Annotated in this window: 18 protein-coding genes and 1 riboswitch; of the genes, 9 read left to right on the plus strand and 9 right to left on the minus strand. The window is 73.1% G+C overall.

From position 1 onward, the window contains the following. The first annotated feature begins 71 nt into the window (after positions 1-71). From ACFYXV_RS02550 to ACFYXV_RS02570, 5 genes are all read left to right on the plus strand, one after another. Positions 72-572: a GNAT family N-acetyltransferase gene (locus ACFYXV_RS02550; protein ID WP_389381859.1), complete on the plus strand. Its 501-nt coding sequence runs from the start codon at positions 72-74 to the stop codon at positions 570-572. 44 nt (positions 573-616) lie between these two features. Further along, a riboswitch (cobalamin riboswitch) is annotated at positions 617-748 on the plus strand. Between the two features lie 139 nt (positions 749-887). After that, positions 888-3,296 (plus strand): ribonucleoside-diphosphate reductase subunit alpha, encoded by a 2,409-nt coding sequence (locus ACFYXV_RS02555; RefSeq protein WP_383339842.1) that lies wholly within the window; start codon positions 888-890, stop codon positions 3,294-3,296. Further along, positions 3,296-4,309, plus strand: a complete 1,014-nt coding sequence (locus tag ACFYXV_RS02560; protein WP_366099894.1) for a ribonucleotide-diphosphate reductase subunit beta — start codon at positions 3,296-3,298, stop codon at positions 4,307-4,309. The genes ACFYXV_RS02555 and ACFYXV_RS02560 overlap by 1 nt, the downstream gene beginning before the upstream one ends. Before the next feature lie 86 nt (positions 4,310-4,395). Beyond that, positions 4,396-5,112, plus strand: a complete 717-nt coding sequence (locus ACFYXV_RS02565) for a helix-turn-helix domain-containing protein (RefSeq protein WP_383339845.1) — start codon at positions 4,396-4,398, stop codon at positions 5,110-5,112. A gap of 47 nt (positions 5,113-5,159) precedes the next feature. Further along, positions 5,160-5,573: a DUF3703 domain-containing protein gene (locus ACFYXV_RS02570; RefSeq protein WP_383339848.1), complete on the plus strand. Its 414-nt coding sequence runs from the start codon at positions 5,160-5,162 to the stop codon at positions 5,571-5,573. Here ACFYXV_RS02570 and def read toward each other — a convergent pair. The 8 genes from def to ACFYXV_RS02610 all read right to left on the minus strand — a co-directional run bounded on the left by def (position 5,549) and on the right by ACFYXV_RS02610 (position 13,340). Then, entirely contained in the window at positions 5,549-6,184 is a 636-nt protein-coding gene (gene def, locus ACFYXV_RS02575) for a peptide deformylase (RefSeq protein WP_385465130.1), read from the minus strand. The genes ACFYXV_RS02570 and def overlap by 25 nt on opposite strands. A 65-nt stretch (positions 6,185-6,249) precedes the next feature. Beyond that, positions 6,250-7,260, minus strand: coding sequence for a tetratricopeptide repeat protein (locus ACFYXV_RS02580; RefSeq protein ID WP_383339851.1), 1,011 nt, complete (start codon positions 7,258-7,260; stop codon positions 6,250-6,252). A 105-nt stretch (positions 7,261-7,365) separates the two neighbouring features. Further along, complete coding sequence (locus ACFYXV_RS02585; RefSeq protein ID WP_389381860.1) at positions 7,366-8,739, minus strand: HD-GYP domain-containing protein; 1,374 nt, start codon at positions 8,737-8,739, stop codon at positions 7,366-7,368. A gap of 20 nt (positions 8,740-8,759) precedes the next feature. After that, complete coding sequence (locus ACFYXV_RS02590) at positions 8,760-10,277, minus strand: HD-GYP domain-containing protein (RefSeq protein ID WP_389381861.1); 1,518 nt, start codon at positions 10,275-10,277, stop codon at positions 8,760-8,762. Positions 10,278-10,429: 152 nt separating this feature from the next. Continuing rightward, entirely contained in the window at positions 10,430-10,732 is a 303-nt protein-coding gene (rsrA, locus tag ACFYXV_RS02595; protein ID WP_048477498.1) for a mycothiol system anti-sigma-R factor, read from the minus strand. Beyond that, positions 10,729-11,373, minus strand: a complete 645-nt coding sequence (locus tag ACFYXV_RS02600; RefSeq protein ID WP_008741505.1) for a sigma-70 family RNA polymerase sigma factor — start codon at positions 11,371-11,373, stop codon at positions 10,729-10,731. Before ACFYXV_RS02600 ends, rsrA begins: the two co-directional genes overlap by 4 nt. 413 nt (positions 11,374-11,786) lie before the next feature. Next, positions 11,787-12,452 carry an alpha/beta family hydrolase gene (locus tag ACFYXV_RS02605; RefSeq protein WP_385465119.1) on the minus strand — a complete coding sequence of 222 codons (666 nt, stop codon included), beginning with the start codon at positions 12,450-12,452 and terminating at the stop codon, positions 11,787-11,789. A gap of 72 nt (positions 12,453-12,524) precedes the next feature. Continuing rightward, positions 12,525-13,340, minus strand: coding sequence for an SOS response-associated peptidase (locus ACFYXV_RS02610; RefSeq protein WP_389381862.1), 816 nt, complete (start codon positions 13,338-13,340; stop codon positions 12,525-12,527). Between the two features lie 53 nt (positions 13,341-13,393). Here ACFYXV_RS02610 and ACFYXV_RS02615 point away from each other — a divergent pair, with 53 nt between their 5' ends. The 4 genes from ACFYXV_RS02615 (at position 13,394) to ACFYXV_RS02630 (ending at position 16,995) form a co-directional block, all read left to right on the plus strand. Beyond that, the gene (locus tag ACFYXV_RS02615; RefSeq protein ID WP_383339866.1) at positions 13,394-14,119 is read left to right on the plus strand and encodes a M50 family metallopeptidase; all 726 of its coding nucleotides are present in this window, start codon (positions 13,394-13,396) and stop codon (positions 14,117-14,119) included. Positions 14,120-14,210: 91 nt separating this feature from the next. Next, positions 14,211-15,560 (plus strand): 3-phosphoshikimate 1-carboxyvinyltransferase, encoded by a 1,350-nt coding sequence (gene aroA / locus ACFYXV_RS02620; RefSeq protein WP_385465109.1) that lies wholly within the window; start codon positions 14,211-14,213, stop codon positions 15,558-15,560. 10 nt (positions 15,561-15,570) lie between these two features. Continuing rightward, the gene (gene rsgA / locus ACFYXV_RS02625; RefSeq protein WP_383339872.1) at positions 15,571-16,581 is read left to right on the plus strand and encodes a ribosome small subunit-dependent GTPase A; all 1,011 of its coding nucleotides are present in this window, start codon (positions 15,571-15,573) and stop codon (positions 16,579-16,581) included. A 90-nt stretch (positions 16,582-16,671) separates the two neighbouring features. Further along, a complete protein-coding gene (locus tag ACFYXV_RS02630) occupies positions 16,672-16,995 on the plus strand; it encodes a multidrug efflux SMR transporter (protein WP_069921864.1) in 324 nt (107 codons plus the stop codon). On the opposite strand, the gene ACFYXV_RS02635 is transcribed toward ACFYXV_RS02630, so the two are convergent. Further along, positions 16,989-17,546, minus strand: a complete 558-nt coding sequence (locus ACFYXV_RS02635; protein ID WP_385465106.1) for a TetR/AcrR family transcriptional regulator — start codon at positions 17,544-17,546, stop codon at positions 16,989-16,991. The genes ACFYXV_RS02630 and ACFYXV_RS02635 overlap by 7 nt on opposite strands. Positions 17,547-17,618 lie beyond the last annotated feature (72 nt).

The following is a 17,618-nucleotide window of genomic DNA, read 5'->3' on the forward strand; positions in this document are numbered from 1 at the left end:
TCGCCTTCCTCGACGGTGCTGTCTTCGACGATAGCGCCGGGCACCGACAGCCGTCCGGCACACTCGACCGCATGGACATCGTGATCAGGGAAGCGCTGGCGGCGGAGTACGGGACGCTCGGGGAGATCACCGCGCAGGCCTACCTCGGGGACGGGCTGCTGACGTTCGGCGAGGACGATCCGTACCTCGTGCGGCTGCGCGACGTGGCCGGGCGCGCCGCCGACGGGGTGATACTCGTCGCCGCGACGGGCGAGGGCCGGCTCCTCGGCGGGGTGGCCTTCGCCGCGCCCGGGAGCCCGCTGTGCGACATCGCCGGACCCGGCGAGGCCGAGTTCCGGATGCTGGCCGTCGCTCGGGAGGGCCGCGGGCGGGGCGCCGGGGAGGCTCTGGTGCGGGCCTGCATCGACCGCGCCCGGGCCGTCGAGGGCGTACGGCGCCTCGTGCTGTCCACCACGGACGACATGACCGGCGCCCACCGGATCTACGGACGGCTCGGTTTCGTGCGCTCGCCGGAACGGGACTGGGAGCCCGTCCCCGGCCTCCCTCTGCGCACGTACGGTCTCGAACTGTAGCCACGCCGACACAACATCTAGGGGGTCGCGCAGGAGGGGGCCCCCACATGTATGCTCATGCTCGCTGTCGTCGCAGGGGAATCCGGTGCGAATCCGGAACTGTCCCGCAACGGTATGAAGTACACCCATTGGTGTCACCGCAAGTCCGATGACCTGCCGACAGTGCGCCCGGCTCGACCGAACCGGGTGTCGATACGTCCGGGCCTCGCGGTTGGGCCGGTGGACGCCGCGCGGTGCTGCCTTGCCCTGCCCGCGCGCGCCCGCTCGCGCCGACGCCGCAGGTGTCCCGGAGCCGAGCGAGGGAGAGCTCCCCCCGTGACCATCGCGCCTTCCGCACCGCGCGCCGAGTCCGACCCGTCCGACACCGGAATCGAGACCGGGGGACCTGGGGCCGCGCTGCTGCGGACCCTCACCGAGCTGACGGCCGACCTCCCCGACACTGACCCCGGCCGGGTCGCCGCCGCCGCGCTGCGCGGACGCAGCGCCGCCGCCGACGAGGCCGAGCTGCGCGCTCTGGCCACGGAGGCCGCCGCCGGTCTCATCTCCGAGGACCCGGCGTACTCCCGGCTCGCCGCCCGGCTGCTGACGCTGGCCGTCGCCGAGGAAGCCGCCGGCCAGGGGGCCACCTCCTTCTCCGCCTCCGTCGCGGTCGGCCACCGCGAGGGCCTCATCGCGGACCGCACCGCCGCGTTCGTGGCGCTGCACGCGAACCGCCTGGACGCGCTGGTCGAGCACACGCTCGCCGAGGGCGCCGACGACCGCTTCGGCTTCTTCGGCCTGCGCACCCTGCACAGCCGCTACCTGCTGCGCCACCCGATCACCCGCCAGGTCGTCGAGACCCCGCAGCACTTCATGCTGCGCGTGGCCTGCGGCCTCGCCGAGAACGACACCGTCCAGGCCGTCGAGGAAGTGGCCTCGCTCTACCGGCTGATGAGCCGCCTCGACTACCTGCCGTCCTCCCCCACGCTCTTCAACTCCGGCACCCGGCACCCGCAGATGTCCTCCTGCTACCTGCTGGACTCCCCGCTGGACGAGCTCGACTCGATCTACGACCGGTACCACCAGGTCGCGCGTCTGTCGAAGCACGCCGGCGGCATCGGCCTCTCGTACTCGCGCATCCGCGCCCGCGGTTCGCTGATCCGCGGTACGAACGGCCACTCCAACGGCATCGTGCCGTTCCTGAAGACCCTCGACGCCTCCGTCGCCGCCGTGAACCAGGGCGGCCGCCGCAAGGGCGCCGCCGCCGTCTACCTGGAGACCTGGCACGCGGACATCGAGGAGTTCCTGGAGCTCCGCGACAACACCGGCGAGGACCAGCGCCGCACGCACAACCTGAACCTGGCGCACTGGGTGCCGGACGAGTTCATGCGCCGCGTCAACGCGGACGCCGACTGGTCGCTGTTCTCCCCGGCCGACGTGCCCGAGCTGGTCGACCTGTGGGGCGACGAGTTCGACGCCGCCTACCGCAAGGCCGAGGCGGACGGCCTGGCCCGCAAGACCATGCCCGCCCGCGACCTGTACGGCCGGATGATGCGCACCCTCGCGCAGACCGGCCAGGGCTGGATGACCTTCAAGGACGCCTCCAACCGCACGGCGAACCAGACCGCCGAGCCGGGCACCGTCGTCCACTCCTCGAACCTGTGCACCGAGATCATCGAGGTCACCAACGACGGCGAGACGGCGGTCTGCAACCTGGGCTCGGTCAACCTGGGCGCGTTCGTCCTCACCGAGACCGGCGAGATCGACTGGGAGCGGCTGGACGAGACCGTCCGTACGGCCGTCACCTTCCTCGACCGCGTCGTGGACATCAACTTCTACCCGACCGAGCAGGCCGGCCGCTCCAACGCCCGCTGGCGTCCGGTGGGCCTGGGAGCGATGGGCCTCCAGGACGTCTTCTTCAAGCTGAAGCTGCCGTTCGACTCCCCCGAGGCGAAGGCGCTGTCCACCAAGCTCTCCGAGCGCATCATGCTGGCCGCGTACGAGGCCTCCTGCGACCTCGCCGAGCGCAGCGGCCCGCTCCCGGCCTGGGAGCAGACCCGCACCGCCCGCGGCGTCCTGCACCCCGACCACTACGACGTCGAGCTGAACTGGCCCGAGCGCTGGGACGCCCTGCGCGCCCGCGTCGCGAAGTCCGGCATGCGCAACTCGCTGCTGCTGGCCATCGCGCCGACCGCGACGATCGCCTCGATCGCCGGCGTGTACGAGTGCATCGAGCCGCAGGTCTCCAACCTCTTCAAGCGCGAGACCCTGTCGGGCGAGTTCCTCCAGGTCAACGGCTACCTGGTGGAGGAGCTGAAGAAGCTCGGCGTGTGGGACGCGCAGACCCGCGAGGCGCTGCGCGACTCCTCCGGCTCCGTCCAGGGCTTCGGCTGGATCCCGGCCGAGGTGCGCGAGCTGTACCGCACGGCGTGGGAGATCCCGCAGCGCGGTCTGATCGACATGGCGGCGGCCCGTACGCCGTACCTCGACCAGTCGCAGTCGCTGAACCTGTTCCTGGAGACGCCGACCATCGGGAAGCTGTCCTCGATGTACGCGTACGCCTGGAAGCAGGGTCTGAAGACCACGTACTACCTGCGCTCGCGCCCGGCGACGAAGATCGCCCGTGCCGCCCAGGCGGCCACCCCCGCAGCGCTCCCCCTGGCCGACGCCGCCGCCGAGGCCGCGGCCGCGGAAGCGCTGGCCTGCTCCCTTGAGAACCCCGAGTCCTGCGAGGCCTGCCAGTAATGAGCTCCACCGACAAGAACCTCCTGGACCCGGGCTTCGAGCTCACGCTCCGCCCGATGCGCTACCCGGACTTCTACGAGCGCTACCGGGACGCGATCAAGAACACCTGGACCGTCGAGGAGGTCGACCTCCACTCGGACGTCGCCGACCTGGCGAAGCTGACGCCCGCCGAGCAGCACATGATCGGCCGCCTGGTCGCGTTCTTCGCGACGGGCGACTCGATCGTCTCGAACAACCTGGTGCTGACGCTCTACAAGCACATCAACTCCCCGGAGGCGCGCCTGTACCTGTCGCGCCAGCTGTTCGAGGAGGCCGTGCACGTCCAGTTCTATCTGACGCTGCTCGACACCTACCTGCCCGACCCGGACGACCGCGCGGCCGCCTTCGACGCCGTCGAGGAGATCCCGTCGATCCGCGAGAAGGCGCAGTTCTGCTTCAAGTGGATCAACGAGGTCGAGAAGCTGGACCGGCTGGAGACGCAGGCCGACCGCCGTCGCTTCCTGCTGAACCTGATCTGCTTCGCGGCGTGCATCGAGGGCCTGTTCTTCTACGGCGCCTTCGCCTACGTGTACTGGTTCCGCTCGCGCGGTCTGCTGCACGGTCTGGCCACCGGCACCAACTGGGTGTTCCGCGACGAGACCATGCACATGAACTTCGCGTTCGAGGTCGTGGACACCGTCCGCAAGGAGGAGCCCGAGCTCTTCGACGACGCGCTCCAGCAGCAGGTCACGGACATGCTGAAGGAGGCCGTGGAGGCCGAGCTCCAGTTCGGCCGCGACCTGTGCGGTGACGGCCTGCCGGGCATGAACACCGAGTCGATGCGCGAGTACCTGGAGTGCGTCGCGGACCAGCGCCTGGTCCGCCTCGGCTTCCCGGCGGTGTACGGCTCGCAGAACCCGTTCTCCTTCATGGAGCTGCAGGGCGTCCAGGAGCTGACGAACTTCTTCGAGCGCCGCCCGTCGGCCTACCAGGTCGCGGTCGAGGGCACCGTCGACCTGGACGAGGACTTCTAGGTCCGCCGGTCCGGCGGCTTGATAGCGTCCCCGCCCATGGGGAGATCGACTCGGGTGACCGGGGTCCGGGGCGGGGGCGCTTCGTCATGTCCGTGACCGGGTGGGCCGGGCGGGCCCGGCTGCGGCCGGGGGGCCTGGTGTACGGGGGCGCCGTCGGGTCCGCGACGGCGCACGCGCACCACTCCGTACAGGTCATCGCCGCGCTGGACGGGGACGGGCTGCTGATGGCCGGGCCGGACGGGGAACCCGTGCGGTGCCGGGCGTACGTGATCCCCGCCGGGGTACGGCATTCCGTACTGGCCGGCACCGCGCGCGGGGTGGTGCTGCACTACGATCCGCTGTCCTCCGCCGGGCGCCGGCTCGCGGCGGAGGCGGGGGACGCGGGCGGCCTCGTACCGGCCGCCGGGTCCCTGCCCGCCGACCCCTTCGAGGCGGCCTGCGCGCTGGACTCCCTGCTCCCCGGTGGCCCGCTGCCGGACGCGGCGCCGCATCCGGGGCTGGCGCGGGTGCTGGCGTGGCTGCCCGGGCGGGACGGCGTACGGCTGTCCCAGGCGGCCGAGGTGGCCTGCCTGTCGGAGAGCCGCCTCGCGCACCTGTTCCGGGCGGAGCTGGGCCTGCCGTTCCGCCCGTACGTCCTGTGGCTGCGGCTGATGCGGGCCGCCGAACTCGCCTCCCGGGGGCACTCCCTGACGGACGCGGCGCACGGCGCGGGCTTCGCCGACGGGGCGCACTTCAGCCGGGTGTGGCGGCGGATGTTCGGGATCCCGCCGTCGGACTTCACCCGCACCATCCAGTGGATGTAGCAGGTTCGTTCAAGCCGCGCCGGGCCCCTCGGCCGCATCGTGGACGCATGAGGAACGCACTGAAGATCTGCATCGCCGCGTGCACGCCGAAGGCCATGCCGGCCCCCGTGCGCGCGGCCTTCGAGGCCGAGTTGGAGCGGGCCCGCGACTGCGCGCCCGACACCGCCGCCATGTGGGACGCCCTGGAGCGGGCGCACATCATCTCCCAGGCGTGGGCCTGGCCCCACACCCGTGCCCACTGGCACATGTTCCGGCTCGCGCTGCGCTGCCGGGACCGGGCGGAGACGGTGGGACAGGTGGTGCGGATCCTGGTGGCGGGGGCCGGTTCGGTGAGCGGGCGCGTGCCGCACGGCAACACCGGCCGTACGGCGGCGGGACTGCTCACGCCGATGCCCCTGCCCGAGGACCTGCGGGTGCTGCTGGGGCGCAGCCGGGATCAGGCGTTGGGGACCGTCTCGTAGCGGGGGGTGCCCTCTTCCATCTGGCGGAGGGCGTCCTTGCGGTCGCGCTTCGAGAGGCGGTCGATGTACAGGTACCCGTACAGGTGGTCCGTCTCGTGCTGGAGGCAGCGCGCGAAGTAGCCCGTGCCCCGCACCTTGATCGGGTTTCCCTGGGCGTCCTGGCCGGTCACCTCGGCGTAGTCGGGGCGGGCCAGCGAAGCGTACGCGGTCGGGACCGACAGGCAGCCCTCGTTGGAGTCGTCGAGCACGCGGGAGCCGGCGGGCAGCTCCACCGGCTTCGGGTTGACCACGACACCGGTGTGGCGCGCGCCGTCGTCGTCCGGGCAGTCGTAGACGAAGACCTTGGCGTCCACGCCGATCTGGTTCGCGGCCAGGCCCACGCCCTCGGCGGCCTTCTGGCTGGCGAACATGTCGTCGATCAGCTGCGCCAGTTCGTCGCCGAACTCGGTGACGTCCTTGCACTCGCGGTGCAGGACGGGGTTGCCGACCACCGTGATCGGGCGGGCGGTGCCGCGCTCGCGGTGGGCGAGCTCGCGCGCCTCACAGTCCTCGGTGTCCACGACGTACCCGTCGTTGACGATCTCGACGACCTCGTTCTCCTGCTGCGCCATGTCCGCCGTACGCCTTCCGTAAGTCCACCCGTTCACGATGTGCCGGTACAGCCTACGGTGCCGGGTCAGCAGACCTCTTCGAGATCCCGCCATTCACGGGTGTCCGGGCTGTCCGCGACCCAGCCGTCGAGCAGTCCGCGCACCAGTCCGGGCGGTGCCGCGATCCCGCATTCGCGTTCGGGCACCCAGAGCGGGCCGGAGCCGTTCGTACGGTGGCCCAGCGGGCCGGGGTGTCCCGGTTCGCTGTGGTCGTGCGGGTCCAGGTGCTCCCCGTCGCCCTCACCGCTCGGCATCACGCTCTCCGAGCAGGTCCGGCACAGCAGCCGCACCGAGGACGACCAGTCCTCGGCGGCGAAGCCCGCGTCCGAGGCCAGCTGCTCCAGCGCGTCGCGGTCCTCCTCGGTGCCCGCCTCCAGCAGCACCACCCAGGTCGGCACCGGCGAGGGGGCCCACAGCTCGATCTCGTCGAAGACCGGGTAGGAGGGGCCGGCCGCGGTGACCCGCTCGCCGTGCGGGACCCCGTCGTGCAGGACGACCTCGCCCCAGCGCCGCCCCGAGGAGGGCAGCGGGATCGACAGGACCTCCATGCGGGCCGGGTCCAGCCTGCGGCCCCAGACCACCTCGGCCTCCCCTTCCGGGGACAGCCGTACGGCGGCGCTGCCGAGCTCCATGCCGACCGGTTCGCCGCTGCCCTTCGCGGGGTGCGTGCCCGAGCCGTGCGGGTCCCCGGGCACCTTCAGCCCGTAGGCCTGCCAGGCCCGGCGGGCCAGCGGCCAGTCCTGGAGCGCGGTCGCGGCGATCCCGACGTTCCACCAGTCCGGGGCGCCGGTCTCGCGGTCCAGCAGGGCCACGGCGCGCAGCCCGGCGGCCCGCGCCTGCTCCCAGTCGTGCCGGAACTTGTGCAGCAGGGCCAGGTTGAACCAGGACTCGGACAGCCAGGGCTCCAGGTCGGCGGCTCTGGTGAGCAGCGCGCCCGCGTCCTCGTACCGCCCGTCGCCGATCAGCGTGAACGCGCGGTCGGTGGCCTGCCGCCACGAGGCGGAGGGCCGATGCCGTACCTTCCCGAAGATCCTCACGATTCCCGCCTGCCGGTCCAACGGTGCAGCCTTGCGGACACCCTCACGGACACTCCTACTGGCATCCAACCATGCCCACTCGGACGGCCGCTCATTACCCATGGGTTACCCAGGTGGGACGGGAACAACTCTGTCACGTCCGCCCCTGGCCAGAACCCTCGCGAGACACTCCACCACCTCTGGCTGGTAATCGCGTCCGGTACCCAGCCGCAGCTGCTCCAGGGCCGCGAGGGGGCCGCCCGGGTGACGGGTCCCGCCCAGCAGGTCCTCGTAGGCGTTGACCGCCCTGACGATGCGCGCCAGGGCCGGCTGCTCCCGGTACGGGTCGGCCTGCCGCTCCACGATGACGGCCACCTCGGCGGGCACCCCGCTCTGGCGGGCCACCTCCCCGCCGAGCGCGGCGATCCGGCGGGCCTCGGCGGGCGGCAGCCCGGCGGTGGCCCCGGCCCGGACCGGGTCGACCAGGGAGAGCTGGCCGATGTCGTGCATGAGGGCCGCGTACTCCAGCACCGTGAGCTCCCGCTCCGACAGGCCCAGCTCCCGGCCCACGGCGCAGCTCAGCACGGCGACCCGGCGGGAGTGCCCCGGGCGCGTGTACCCGGCGATCTCGGTGGCCCGGGCCAGGGAGGTGATCGTCTGGCGGTAGGTGGTGCGGATGGCGGCGATCCGGTGGAAGGACAGCTGGGTGAGCAGCAGCGGCACGCAGAAGACGGGCAGCGCCCACAGGCCGGCGACGGCCACGCCGAGGGCCATGGCGACCCCGGTGGCGCAGATCGCCGAGCCGATGCCGAGCTGGGCGCGCAGCTCGTCGCGGAGCAGGGGCCCGTACGGCCAGCCCGTGCGCGCGGCGGCCAGGGCGGCGGCGAGCACGGCGTCGCACAGGGCGGTGAGCCCGAGCAGGAGGAGCAGGTAGAGGACGAGGTACGGGCCCTGCCCGATCCCCTGCTCCAGCCGGCCGGAGTTGTAGAGGGGCTGGAAGCAGGCGGCGGCGAAGGCGACGGTGAGGACCCGGCGGGCCAGGTGGTCGGCGGTGGGGGCGCGGCCGCGGGCGATGTGCGGGACGATCCCGGCGAGGGCGGCGGCCACGACGACCGTGACGATCTGGAGCACCCCGTGGTGGGTGGGCGCGGCGGCGTCCGGGCCGAGCAGCGCGTACGCGAGGGCGCCGGCGGAGGCGAGCGGGGCGGGCTGGCGGTCGTCGGGCGCGGCGGCCCGGGTGTCGCGACCTCCTTGCGCGTCCCCGGCCTCCCGCGCCTCGCCGGCGTCCTGCGCGGCCCTGGTGTCACGCGCGCCCCTGGTGTCATGCGCACCCCTGATGTCACGCGCGCCCCGGGTGTCGCGGCGGGCGAGCTCCCCGCAGGCGATCAGGGCGCCGAAGGCCAGGGCGGTGCCGGGCTCGACGAGGCCGTTCCACAGGGTGTGCCCGAGCCCGGCCAGCGCGAGGGCCACGGCCGCACCGCGCACCCCCCCGACCACCACGCCCCGCAATGCCGCGCCCCTCACGCCCCGGCCCCGCCGTCCGGGTCCCGGCCGCCGGGCGGGTCCACGGTCCGTACGCGGGCCCGGGCGCCCTGCACCGGCAGCCCGGACAGGGCGGGGCCGCCGTGCTCCGGGGCCGCCGCGGCGGGCGCCGCCGCCGCCCGGCCGGGGGCGGATCCGGCCGGGATCACCTGGAGGTCGTCCTCGTCCGCGGTGACCACCGGGTGCCAGCCGTCCCGGCCGATCGCCTCGACCAGCGCGCGCACCATCACCGGGTCGAAGTGGGCCCCGGCGCACCGCTCCAGCTCGGCGAGGGCCACCGGCACCGGCCGGGCCCGGCTGTAGGAGCGGGTCGAGGTCATCGCGTCGAAGGCGTCGGCCACCGCCACCACCCGGGCCGGCACCGGGATCTGCTCGCCGGTCAGCCCGTACGGGTACCCGGAGCCGTCGACCCGCTCGTGGTGGTGCAGGATCGCGGACCGCGCCTCGCCCAGGAAGCCGATGCCGCGCACCATCTCGTGCCCGTACTCGGGATGCAGCTCGATGACCCGGCGCTCCTCCGGGGTCAGCGGGCCGTCCTTGCGCAGCAGCCGGGTCGGGACGCCGATCTTGCCGATGTCGTGCAGGATCCCGGCGATGCGCACGACTTCGAGCCGGTCCGCGTCCATGCCCAGCTCGCGGGCGATCATCGCGGAGGCCTGGCCGACGCGCTCGCCGTGGCCGCGCGTGTAGCGGTCCTTGAGCTCGACGGCCTGGACGAGCGCCCGGATCGTGGCCTGGTGGGCGGCCCGTTCACGCTGGTACTGGGCGAACACCCGGCAGGAGATGTACATCGGCAGCAGGACGAGCAGCGCGGCCGGGAGACCGTACGGGCTGCGCCACAGGACGGCCATCATCAGCCCCGCGAGGCCGTGTACGCAGTGCGGGACCAGGGACCGGGTGAGCGGCCCGCGCCATGCCGTGCGCAGGGGCCGGCGTTCGGCGGCGGCCAGGACGGCTCCGTCGAGGGCGGCCAGTACGAGGCAGAAGGCGCAGGCCGCGGCCGCCGCGGGCAGCAGCGCGTAGGGGAAGTCCGCGAGCGGGCCGGGCACCGGCACCCCGGTCCCGCCGGAGGGGCTTCCGCCCAGCGCGCCCGGTCCGCCCAGCAGCCCGAACGTCCGCGCGGCGGCCCAGGCGGCGACGGCCTGCTGCGCCGCGTGCCACACGCGGCGGATCCGGACGGGCCGCCCGGCCACCGCCTGGGCGAACCCGCCGGGCAGCGCGACGAGCGCGGCGGCGGCCGGGGGCAGCAGGAAGACGGCGGCGAGGAGCACGGGGAAGAAGGAGCCGATGCCCTCGGGGACGCGGATGCCCGGCAGCGGGCAGATCCGGACCAGTTCGCAGCCGAGGTAGAGGAAGGCGAGCACCCCGACGGCGGGCCAGGGCGTACCGGATGCCGCGGCGAAGGCCGGGGCGGACGCGGCGCATGCCGCGAGGGCGGCGCACAGGACGACGGCCCACAGCAGGAAGGGCCGGGCCGGCGGCGGACGTACCCGCATGGCGCTCTCCTCCCCTGTGCCGTGCACACCGTTTGGGGAGAATAAGTGGGGCCCCCTTCCACAGGGGGCCACATTTTCCTATTGCGCCGTACGAGCGCCCCCGGATTAGCACCTTCGAGTGAACGATTCGGCTTCCAGGGGCGGTTGTTCGATCAGCCGGTGGCGGGGTCCGCGGTCACGTCGTGCTCGGGGACGGCCTGGCCGGAACGGATCAGCTCGATCCGTCCCATGACCTTCGAGCGCAGGTCGGTCGGCACGTCGTCCGAACCGCAGCAGCGCTTCACCAGCTTCTTGACGGCCTGCTCCAGGCCGTACTTCTCCAGGCAGGGATTGCATTCGCCGAAGTGCGTCTCGAACTTCGTGCAATCGCTGTCCGGCATCTCGTGGTCCAGGAACTCGTACAGGTGGTCCAGGACCTCAGAGCAATCCGTCTCGTGCGGCTCTCCGCAGCTCATGAGCCCGAGCCTTTCAGGTCGTTCGACTCTCCCGCGCCCGCGGGGACGAGCCCGCGCTCACGGGCATAGTCCTCCAGCATTCCGCGGAGTTGACGGCGGCCACGGTGCAGTCGCGACATGACCGTACCGATGGGTGTACCCATGATGTCCGCGATCTCCTTGTACGCAAAGCCCTCTACGTCGGCAAGATAGACCGCGATGCGGAACTCCTCCGGAATGGCCTGGAGCGCTTCCTTCACATCGGAATCGGGCAGGTGGTCGAGCGCCTGCGATTCGGCGGAGCGAAGGCCCGTCGACATGTGCGACTCGGCGCGCGCCAGCTGCCAGTCCTCGATCTCCTCGGCCGCGCTGCGCTGCGGTTCACGCTGCTTCTTGCGGTAGGAGTTGATGAACGTGTTGGTCAGAATGCGGTAGAGCCACGCCTTGAGATTGGTGCCCTCGCGGAACTGGTGGAAGGACGCGTATGCCTTCGCATACGTCTCCTGGACCAGGTCCTCGGCGTCGGCCGGATTGCGCGTCATGCGCAGCGCGGCCGAGTACATCTGGTCGAGGTAGCCGAGGGCGTCCCTCTCGAAGCGCGCGTTGCGCTCCGGGGTCGTCTCCTCCGCGTGGCCTTCGTCGGTCCCAGCGACAGGACCCACCTCCTCCGACTGCGTGACGGCTCCGAAAGCGGATCCGCTCGAATCGGAGAATAGTCGACCATCCCGGCCCTCCGCCGCCTGAAGCGGGCGGCGCTTGGGCGCGGGCAGGACCGTCCAGTCCAGGCCTTCCGCCTGCGGACGGTGCTGGCTGATGACCTGGGTCATGCGCTCCCTCTCCTCCGACTGATCCCGTGCGTTCTGACATCCCGCACAACAGAAGGGTCGGGCCCCGCATTCCCGGGCGGGGCCCGGGGCTCCGGCCTCTGTCAGGTGCGCGGCCGCCATGTGATACGGATCACCGCGGGATCGTCTCAGTCCCCGGACGCGTCCGTCCGGGGTCCCGGGGCGTCCGGGGGCCGAGGACCAGAGGGTCAGGGGTCAGGGGTCAGGGGTCAGGGGTCAGAGGGTCGAGGTCAGAGGGGAAGCGCGGCGAGCCAGGCGGTGACGGCCCCGGTGATCACCGCGAGGGCCTCGTCCTGCGTCAGGTCCGCCTTCTTCGGCACGGCGAAGCCGTGATCGGCGTGCGGGACCTCCACCAGCTCGTACGGCTCCTGCGCGGCCGGCGCCGGGAACTCCTGCGGCCGCCCGAACGGGTCCCGCCCGCCCTGGACCACCAGGGCGGGCCGCCCGGCCCCGGTGAGCTCCTCGGCCCGGGACTTCTCCGGGCGGCCCGGCGGGTGCAGCGGGAACGCCAGGGCCAGCACCCCGGCGGCTCCCAGCTCGGCGGCGGTCCGGCAGGCCACCCTCGCCCCGGCGCTGCGGCCGCCCGCCACCACGGGCAGCCCGGGCTTCGCCAGCGCCGGCCACAGGCCCCGCCAGCCCTCGTCCAGCACCTTGGGCGCGGCGGCCACCTTCTTCCCCGCGACCCGCCACGGCTGCTCGACCAGCGCCACGGTGACCCCGTGCCCGGGCAGGGCGGCGGCCAGCGCCCGGAGGTCGCGGGCCTCGATCCCTCCGCCGGCGCCGTGGCCGACGGCCAGCACGAGGCGGGCCGCCGTACGGGCGGGGACGGGGTGCCAGGTGATGCGGGCCTCGCCCGCCGGTGTGTCGACGCTCTCGGTGCGCGTACGCGTGGTCATGGCGTCCATCCTGCCCGGGACGCGGCGGGGCGGGCGCGAGCCCGGGCTGGGCCGTGCCTTTCGGATCACGGCCTAGAAGAGCGTGGCCTCCTCGGGCGCGGCCAGCTCGTGGAGCAGCTCCGGCCCGTTGTTGCGCACGTTGCTGACGGCGGTGGACACCGGGTACGCGCGCATCAGCCCGCCGGGCGGCGGCGCGAGCAGGGCCTGGAGTTCGCCGGTGTCGGTCCGGGCCGGGTCCAGCCAGGCGTCCCAGCGGTCCGGGGTCAGCATCAGCGGCATCCGGGGGTGGATCTCGGCCAGGGACGCCGGCCCCTCGGCGGGGGCCACGCCCAGCGGTCCGGTCTCGGCCTCGGCGGTGATCACCGAGCAGGTCGCCCACCAGGCGCGCGGGTGGTCGGCGGGCAGCGTCGGGTCGCGCCAGAACTCGTACATCCCGGCCATGGCGAAGACGGAGCCGTCGGCGGGGAGCACGAAGTAGGGCTGCTTGCGGGCCCGCTTCTTCTTGCCCTCGACCTCCAGCTGCCGCTCGTCGTGGGCGGTGACCCACTCGTAGTAGCCGTCGGCGGGGACGATGCAGCGGCGCTGTGCGAAGGGGCGGCGGAAGGAGGGCTTCTCGGCCACGGTCTCGGACCGAGCGTTGATCATCCGGGCGGCGCCGTCGGGGTTCTTGGCCCAGGAGGGGACGAGCCCCCACTTCACCGTGCGCAGCTGACGAACCGGACGCGGGTCCGGAGCGTCTTTCACGGGACGGTCGAGGACGACGTGGACCTCCTTGGTCGGAGCCACGTTCCAGTCGGGGGCCAGGGTCTCCTCGGGCTCCCACTTCTCGATGCCGAAGGCCTCCACCAGGTCTTCCGGCTTACGACTCGCTGCATACCGTCCGCACATGGCTGCCAGACTGCCATCCCACCCGCCCACCACCGCAAGGAGTCCGCCACTCCATGAACAGCTCCCCGGACAGCACCGCGACCGCCGGCCTGTGGGACCGGCTCACGGGCATACAGACCCCGCCGGCCCTGTGGCTGGTGATCGTGACGGGCGTGGTCGCCCTGGCCGCCGTGGGCCCGCGCCCGCTGTGGCGGCTGTCGCGCAACGCCGTGACCATCGCCCACGAGGGCGGCCACGGGCTGCTGGCGCTGCTGACCGGGCGGCGCCTCGACGGGATCCGGCTGCACTCCGACACCAGCGGGGTCACCGTCAGCCGCGGCAAGCCGACCGGGCTCGGGATGATCCTGACCGCGGCGGCCGGGTACACGGCTCCCTCACTGCTCGGGCTCGGCGGGGCCGCGCTGCTGTCGGCCCACCGGATCACGCTGCTGCTGTGGGCGGCGACCGCCCTGCTGCTGGCGATGCTGGTGATGATCCGCAACGCGTACGGCGCCCTGACGGTGGTGCTGTCGGGCGCCGCGTTCGTACTGGTCTCCTGGCTGGCCCCGGCCGAGGTCCAGGCGGTCTTCGCGTACCTGGTGGTGTGGTTCCTGCTGCTGGGCGGGGTGCGGCCGGTCTTCGAGCTGGGTGCCAAGCGACGGGGCGGCGGGGCGCCGGATTCCGACGCGGACCAGCTGGGGCGCCTCACCCACGTCCACCCGGTGGCCTGGCTGCTCCTCTTCCACGCCGTCGCGCTGTGCTCGCTCATCGGCGGCGGACGCTGGCTCCTCGACCTCTGAGGCACGCCCCGCGGCCGACCGTCGCGTCCAACCTCCGAGACCAGCGAGCGATCAAGATCCGGGGCCGGGGCGAGCCACTAAAGTGGTGGCCATGACCGAGACCCCCGCGCTCCCCGCCCTCTGGCCCGCTCCGCTCGCCGACGGCACCGTCCACGCCACCGTCACCGTGCCCGGGTCGAAGTCGGTCACCAACCGCGCCCTCGTCCTCGCGGCGCTCGCCGCCGAGCCGGGCTGGGTGCGCCGCCCGCTGCGCTCGCGCGACTCCCAGCTGATGTCGGACGCCCTGCGCGCGCTCGGCGTCGGCATCGAGGAGACCGCCTCCTCCAGCTCCGGCGACGGTGCCGGCGGCGAGGCCTGGCGCGTCATCCCGGCCGCCCTGCACGGCCCGGCCACCGTCGACGTCGGCAACGCGGGCACGGTCATGCGCTTCCTGCCGCCCGTCGCCACCCTGGCCTCCGGCGACATCCGCTTCGACGGCGACCCGCGCTCCTACGAGCGCCCGCTCGGCCAGGTCATCAGCGCCCTGCGCACCCTCGGCGCCCGGATCGACGACGACGGCCGGGGCGCGCTGCCGCTGACCGTCCAGGGCGGCGGGGCGCTGGAGGGCGGTGTCGTCGAGATCGACGCGTCCAACTCCTCGCAGTTCGTCTCGGCCCTGCTGCTGTCGGGCCCGCGCTTCAACCAGGGCGTCGAGGTCCGGCACACCGGCACCACGCTGCCGTCGATGCCGCACATCCGGATGACGGTGGAGATGCTGCGCGCGGCGGGCGCCCAGGTCGACACCCCCGAGGCCGGCGGCGAGCCGAACGTGTGGCGGGTGGCGCCGAGCGCGCTGCTGGGCCGTGACGTGATCGTGGAGCCGGACCTGTCGAACGCGCAGCCGTTCCTGGCCGCCGCGCTGATCACGGGCGGTACGGTCACCATCCCCGACTGGCCGCGCCGCACCACGCAGCCCGGCGACGAACTGCGCCGGATCTTCACGGAGATGGGCGGCTCCTGCGAGCTGACCGACGCGGGCCTGGTCTTCACCGGAAGCGGCAAGATCCACGGCATCGACGTGGACCTGGGCGAGGTCGGCGAGCTCACCCCCGGCATCGCGGCCGTCGCGGCGCTGGCCGACTCCCCGTCCACCCTGCGCGGGGTGGCGCACCTGCGGCTGCACGAGACGGACCGGCTGGCGGCGCTCACCAAGGAGATCAACGAGCTGGGCGGCGACGTCACCGAGACCGCCGACGGCCTGCACATCCGCCCGCGTCCGCTGCACGGCGGGGTGTTCCACACCTACGACGACCACCGGATGGCCACCGCCGGCGCGGTGATCGGCCTGGCGGTGGAGGGCGTGCGGATCGAGAACGTGGCGACGACCGCGAAGACCCTGCCGGACTTCCCGAAGATGTGGGCCGACATGCTCGGCCGGACGACGCGAGTAGCGGGAGCGTAGGGCCCCCGTCATGCGCAGGTACGGCAAGCACACCGACGAAGACGACATCCGCCAGCGGCCCAACCCCAAGGGCAACCGGCCCCGGACCACCATCCGGCCCAAGCACGAGGACGCGGCCGAGGGCTTCGTCCTGACGGTCGACCGCGGCCGGCTGACCTGCCTGGTCGACGGCCGCACCATCCACGCGATGAAGGCCCGCGAGCTGGGCCGCAAGGCGGCGGTGGTCGGTGACCGCGTCTGGATCGTCGGGGATCTGACCGGCAAGAAGGACACCCTCGCGCGGATCGTGCGGATCGAGGAGCGCAAGTCCGTCCTGCGGCGCACCGCGGACGACGACGATCCGTACGAGCGGGTGGTCGTCGCCAACGCGGACCAGCTGGCGATCGTCACGGCGCTGGCCGACCCGGAGCCGCGGCCCCGGATGATCGACCGCTGTCTGGTGGCCGCGTACGACGCCGGGCTGGAGCCCCTGCTGGTGCTCACGAAGTCGGACCTGACCTCCGCGGACAAGATCCTGGAGATCTACTCCACCTTCGGCCTGAACTACGTGGTGACCAACCGCGAGGAGCTGGCGACGGGCGACGCCGCCGACCGGGTCCGCGAGCGCCTGAACGGCCGGATCACCGCCTTCGTCGGCCACTCCGGCGTCGGCAAGACCACCTTGGTGAACTCGCTGGTCGCCGAGGGCCGCCAGCGCGCCACCGGGCACGTCAACGCCGTGACCGGCCGCGGCCGGCACACCACCACCTCGGCGCTCGCGCTGCCGCTGCCGGACGGTGACGGCTGGGTCATCGACACCCCGGGCGTGCGCTCCTTCGGCCTGCACCACGTGGACCCGTCCCGGGTGATCCTGGCCTTCCCGGACCTCGTCCCCGGTACGGAGGACTGCCCGCGGGCCTGCAGCCACGACGAGCAGGACTGCGCGCTCGACAAGTGGGTGGAGGACGGCCACGCGGATCCGGCGCGCCTGTACTCGCTGCGGCGGCTCCTGCAGACCCGCGAACGCCGCGAAGGAGACTGATCGTCCGGCGGGGTTTGCCGTGCACCAGGTCTGGTAAATGCATAATCGCACCACGTGACACGACGTCACCTGACGCGGGAGGCATTCGCCATGGCCTGGCTGCTGGTGGTCGTCGCCGGAATCCTGGAGACCGGCTTCGCGGTCTGCCTCAAGCTCTCGCACGGGTTCACCCGCCTGTGGCCGACGGTCGCCTTCGCCTGCTTCGCCCTCGGCAGCTTCGGCCTGCTGACCCTGGCGCTGAAGAAGCTCGACGTGGGCCCGGCCTACGCGGTGTGGACGGGCATCGGGGCCGCCGGAACGGCCATCTACGGCATGGTCTTCCTCGGCGACCTCGTCTCGACGCTCAAACTCGTCTCGATCTCGCTGGTCATCCTGGGCGTCATCGGCCTCCAGCTCTCCGGTTCGGCTCACTGAGCGGGCGCGGCGAGCAGGCGCAGCAGCCGCATCAGCTCCCCGAGTCCCGCCTCCTCGCCCGGCGCTATCACGTACGAGAGGGCCAGGCGTACGGCGAGCTCGCAGTGCTGCGCCCCCTCCCCCGGGCTGAGCGTGGCCGAGGCCCGGTCGCGGACGGCCCGGGCCAGCTCCCCGGGCCCGGGGGCCGGCACTCCGGGGCGCACTCCCTGCCCGGGCGGCACCGGTAAGTTCCCGTCCCAGCACCCCGTCAGCAGGGCCCGTACGAGGGGCCGCGCGCGGGCGGCCCGTACGGTCCACTCCGCGACCGAGGCGAGGCGCTCGGCGCTCGCGGCCGGGGAGCGCAGCACCCGGTCCACCCCTTCGAGGTACCAGTCGGCCTCGCGGCGCACCAGGGCACGGCCCAGGCCCGCCTTGCCGCCGAACTCGTTGTAGAGGGTCTGCCGGGAGACCCCGGCGGTGGCGGCCACGTCGACCATCCGCACCGATGGCCAGGGGCGCGCCAAGAGCGCCGCTCCCGCCGCCTCCAGCAAGGACTCCCGGGCTGCCGGCATGCGCGCCTCCCCGCTCGACTTCCCCCGCTCCGATTCCCCGCTCGGCTCCCCCGCCAGAGTTGACGGACCGAC

Source organism: Streptomyces sp. NPDC002181, from assembly GCF_042890485.1.
GTDB lineage: Bacteria > Actinomycetota > Actinomycetes > Streptomycetales > Streptomycetaceae > Streptomyces.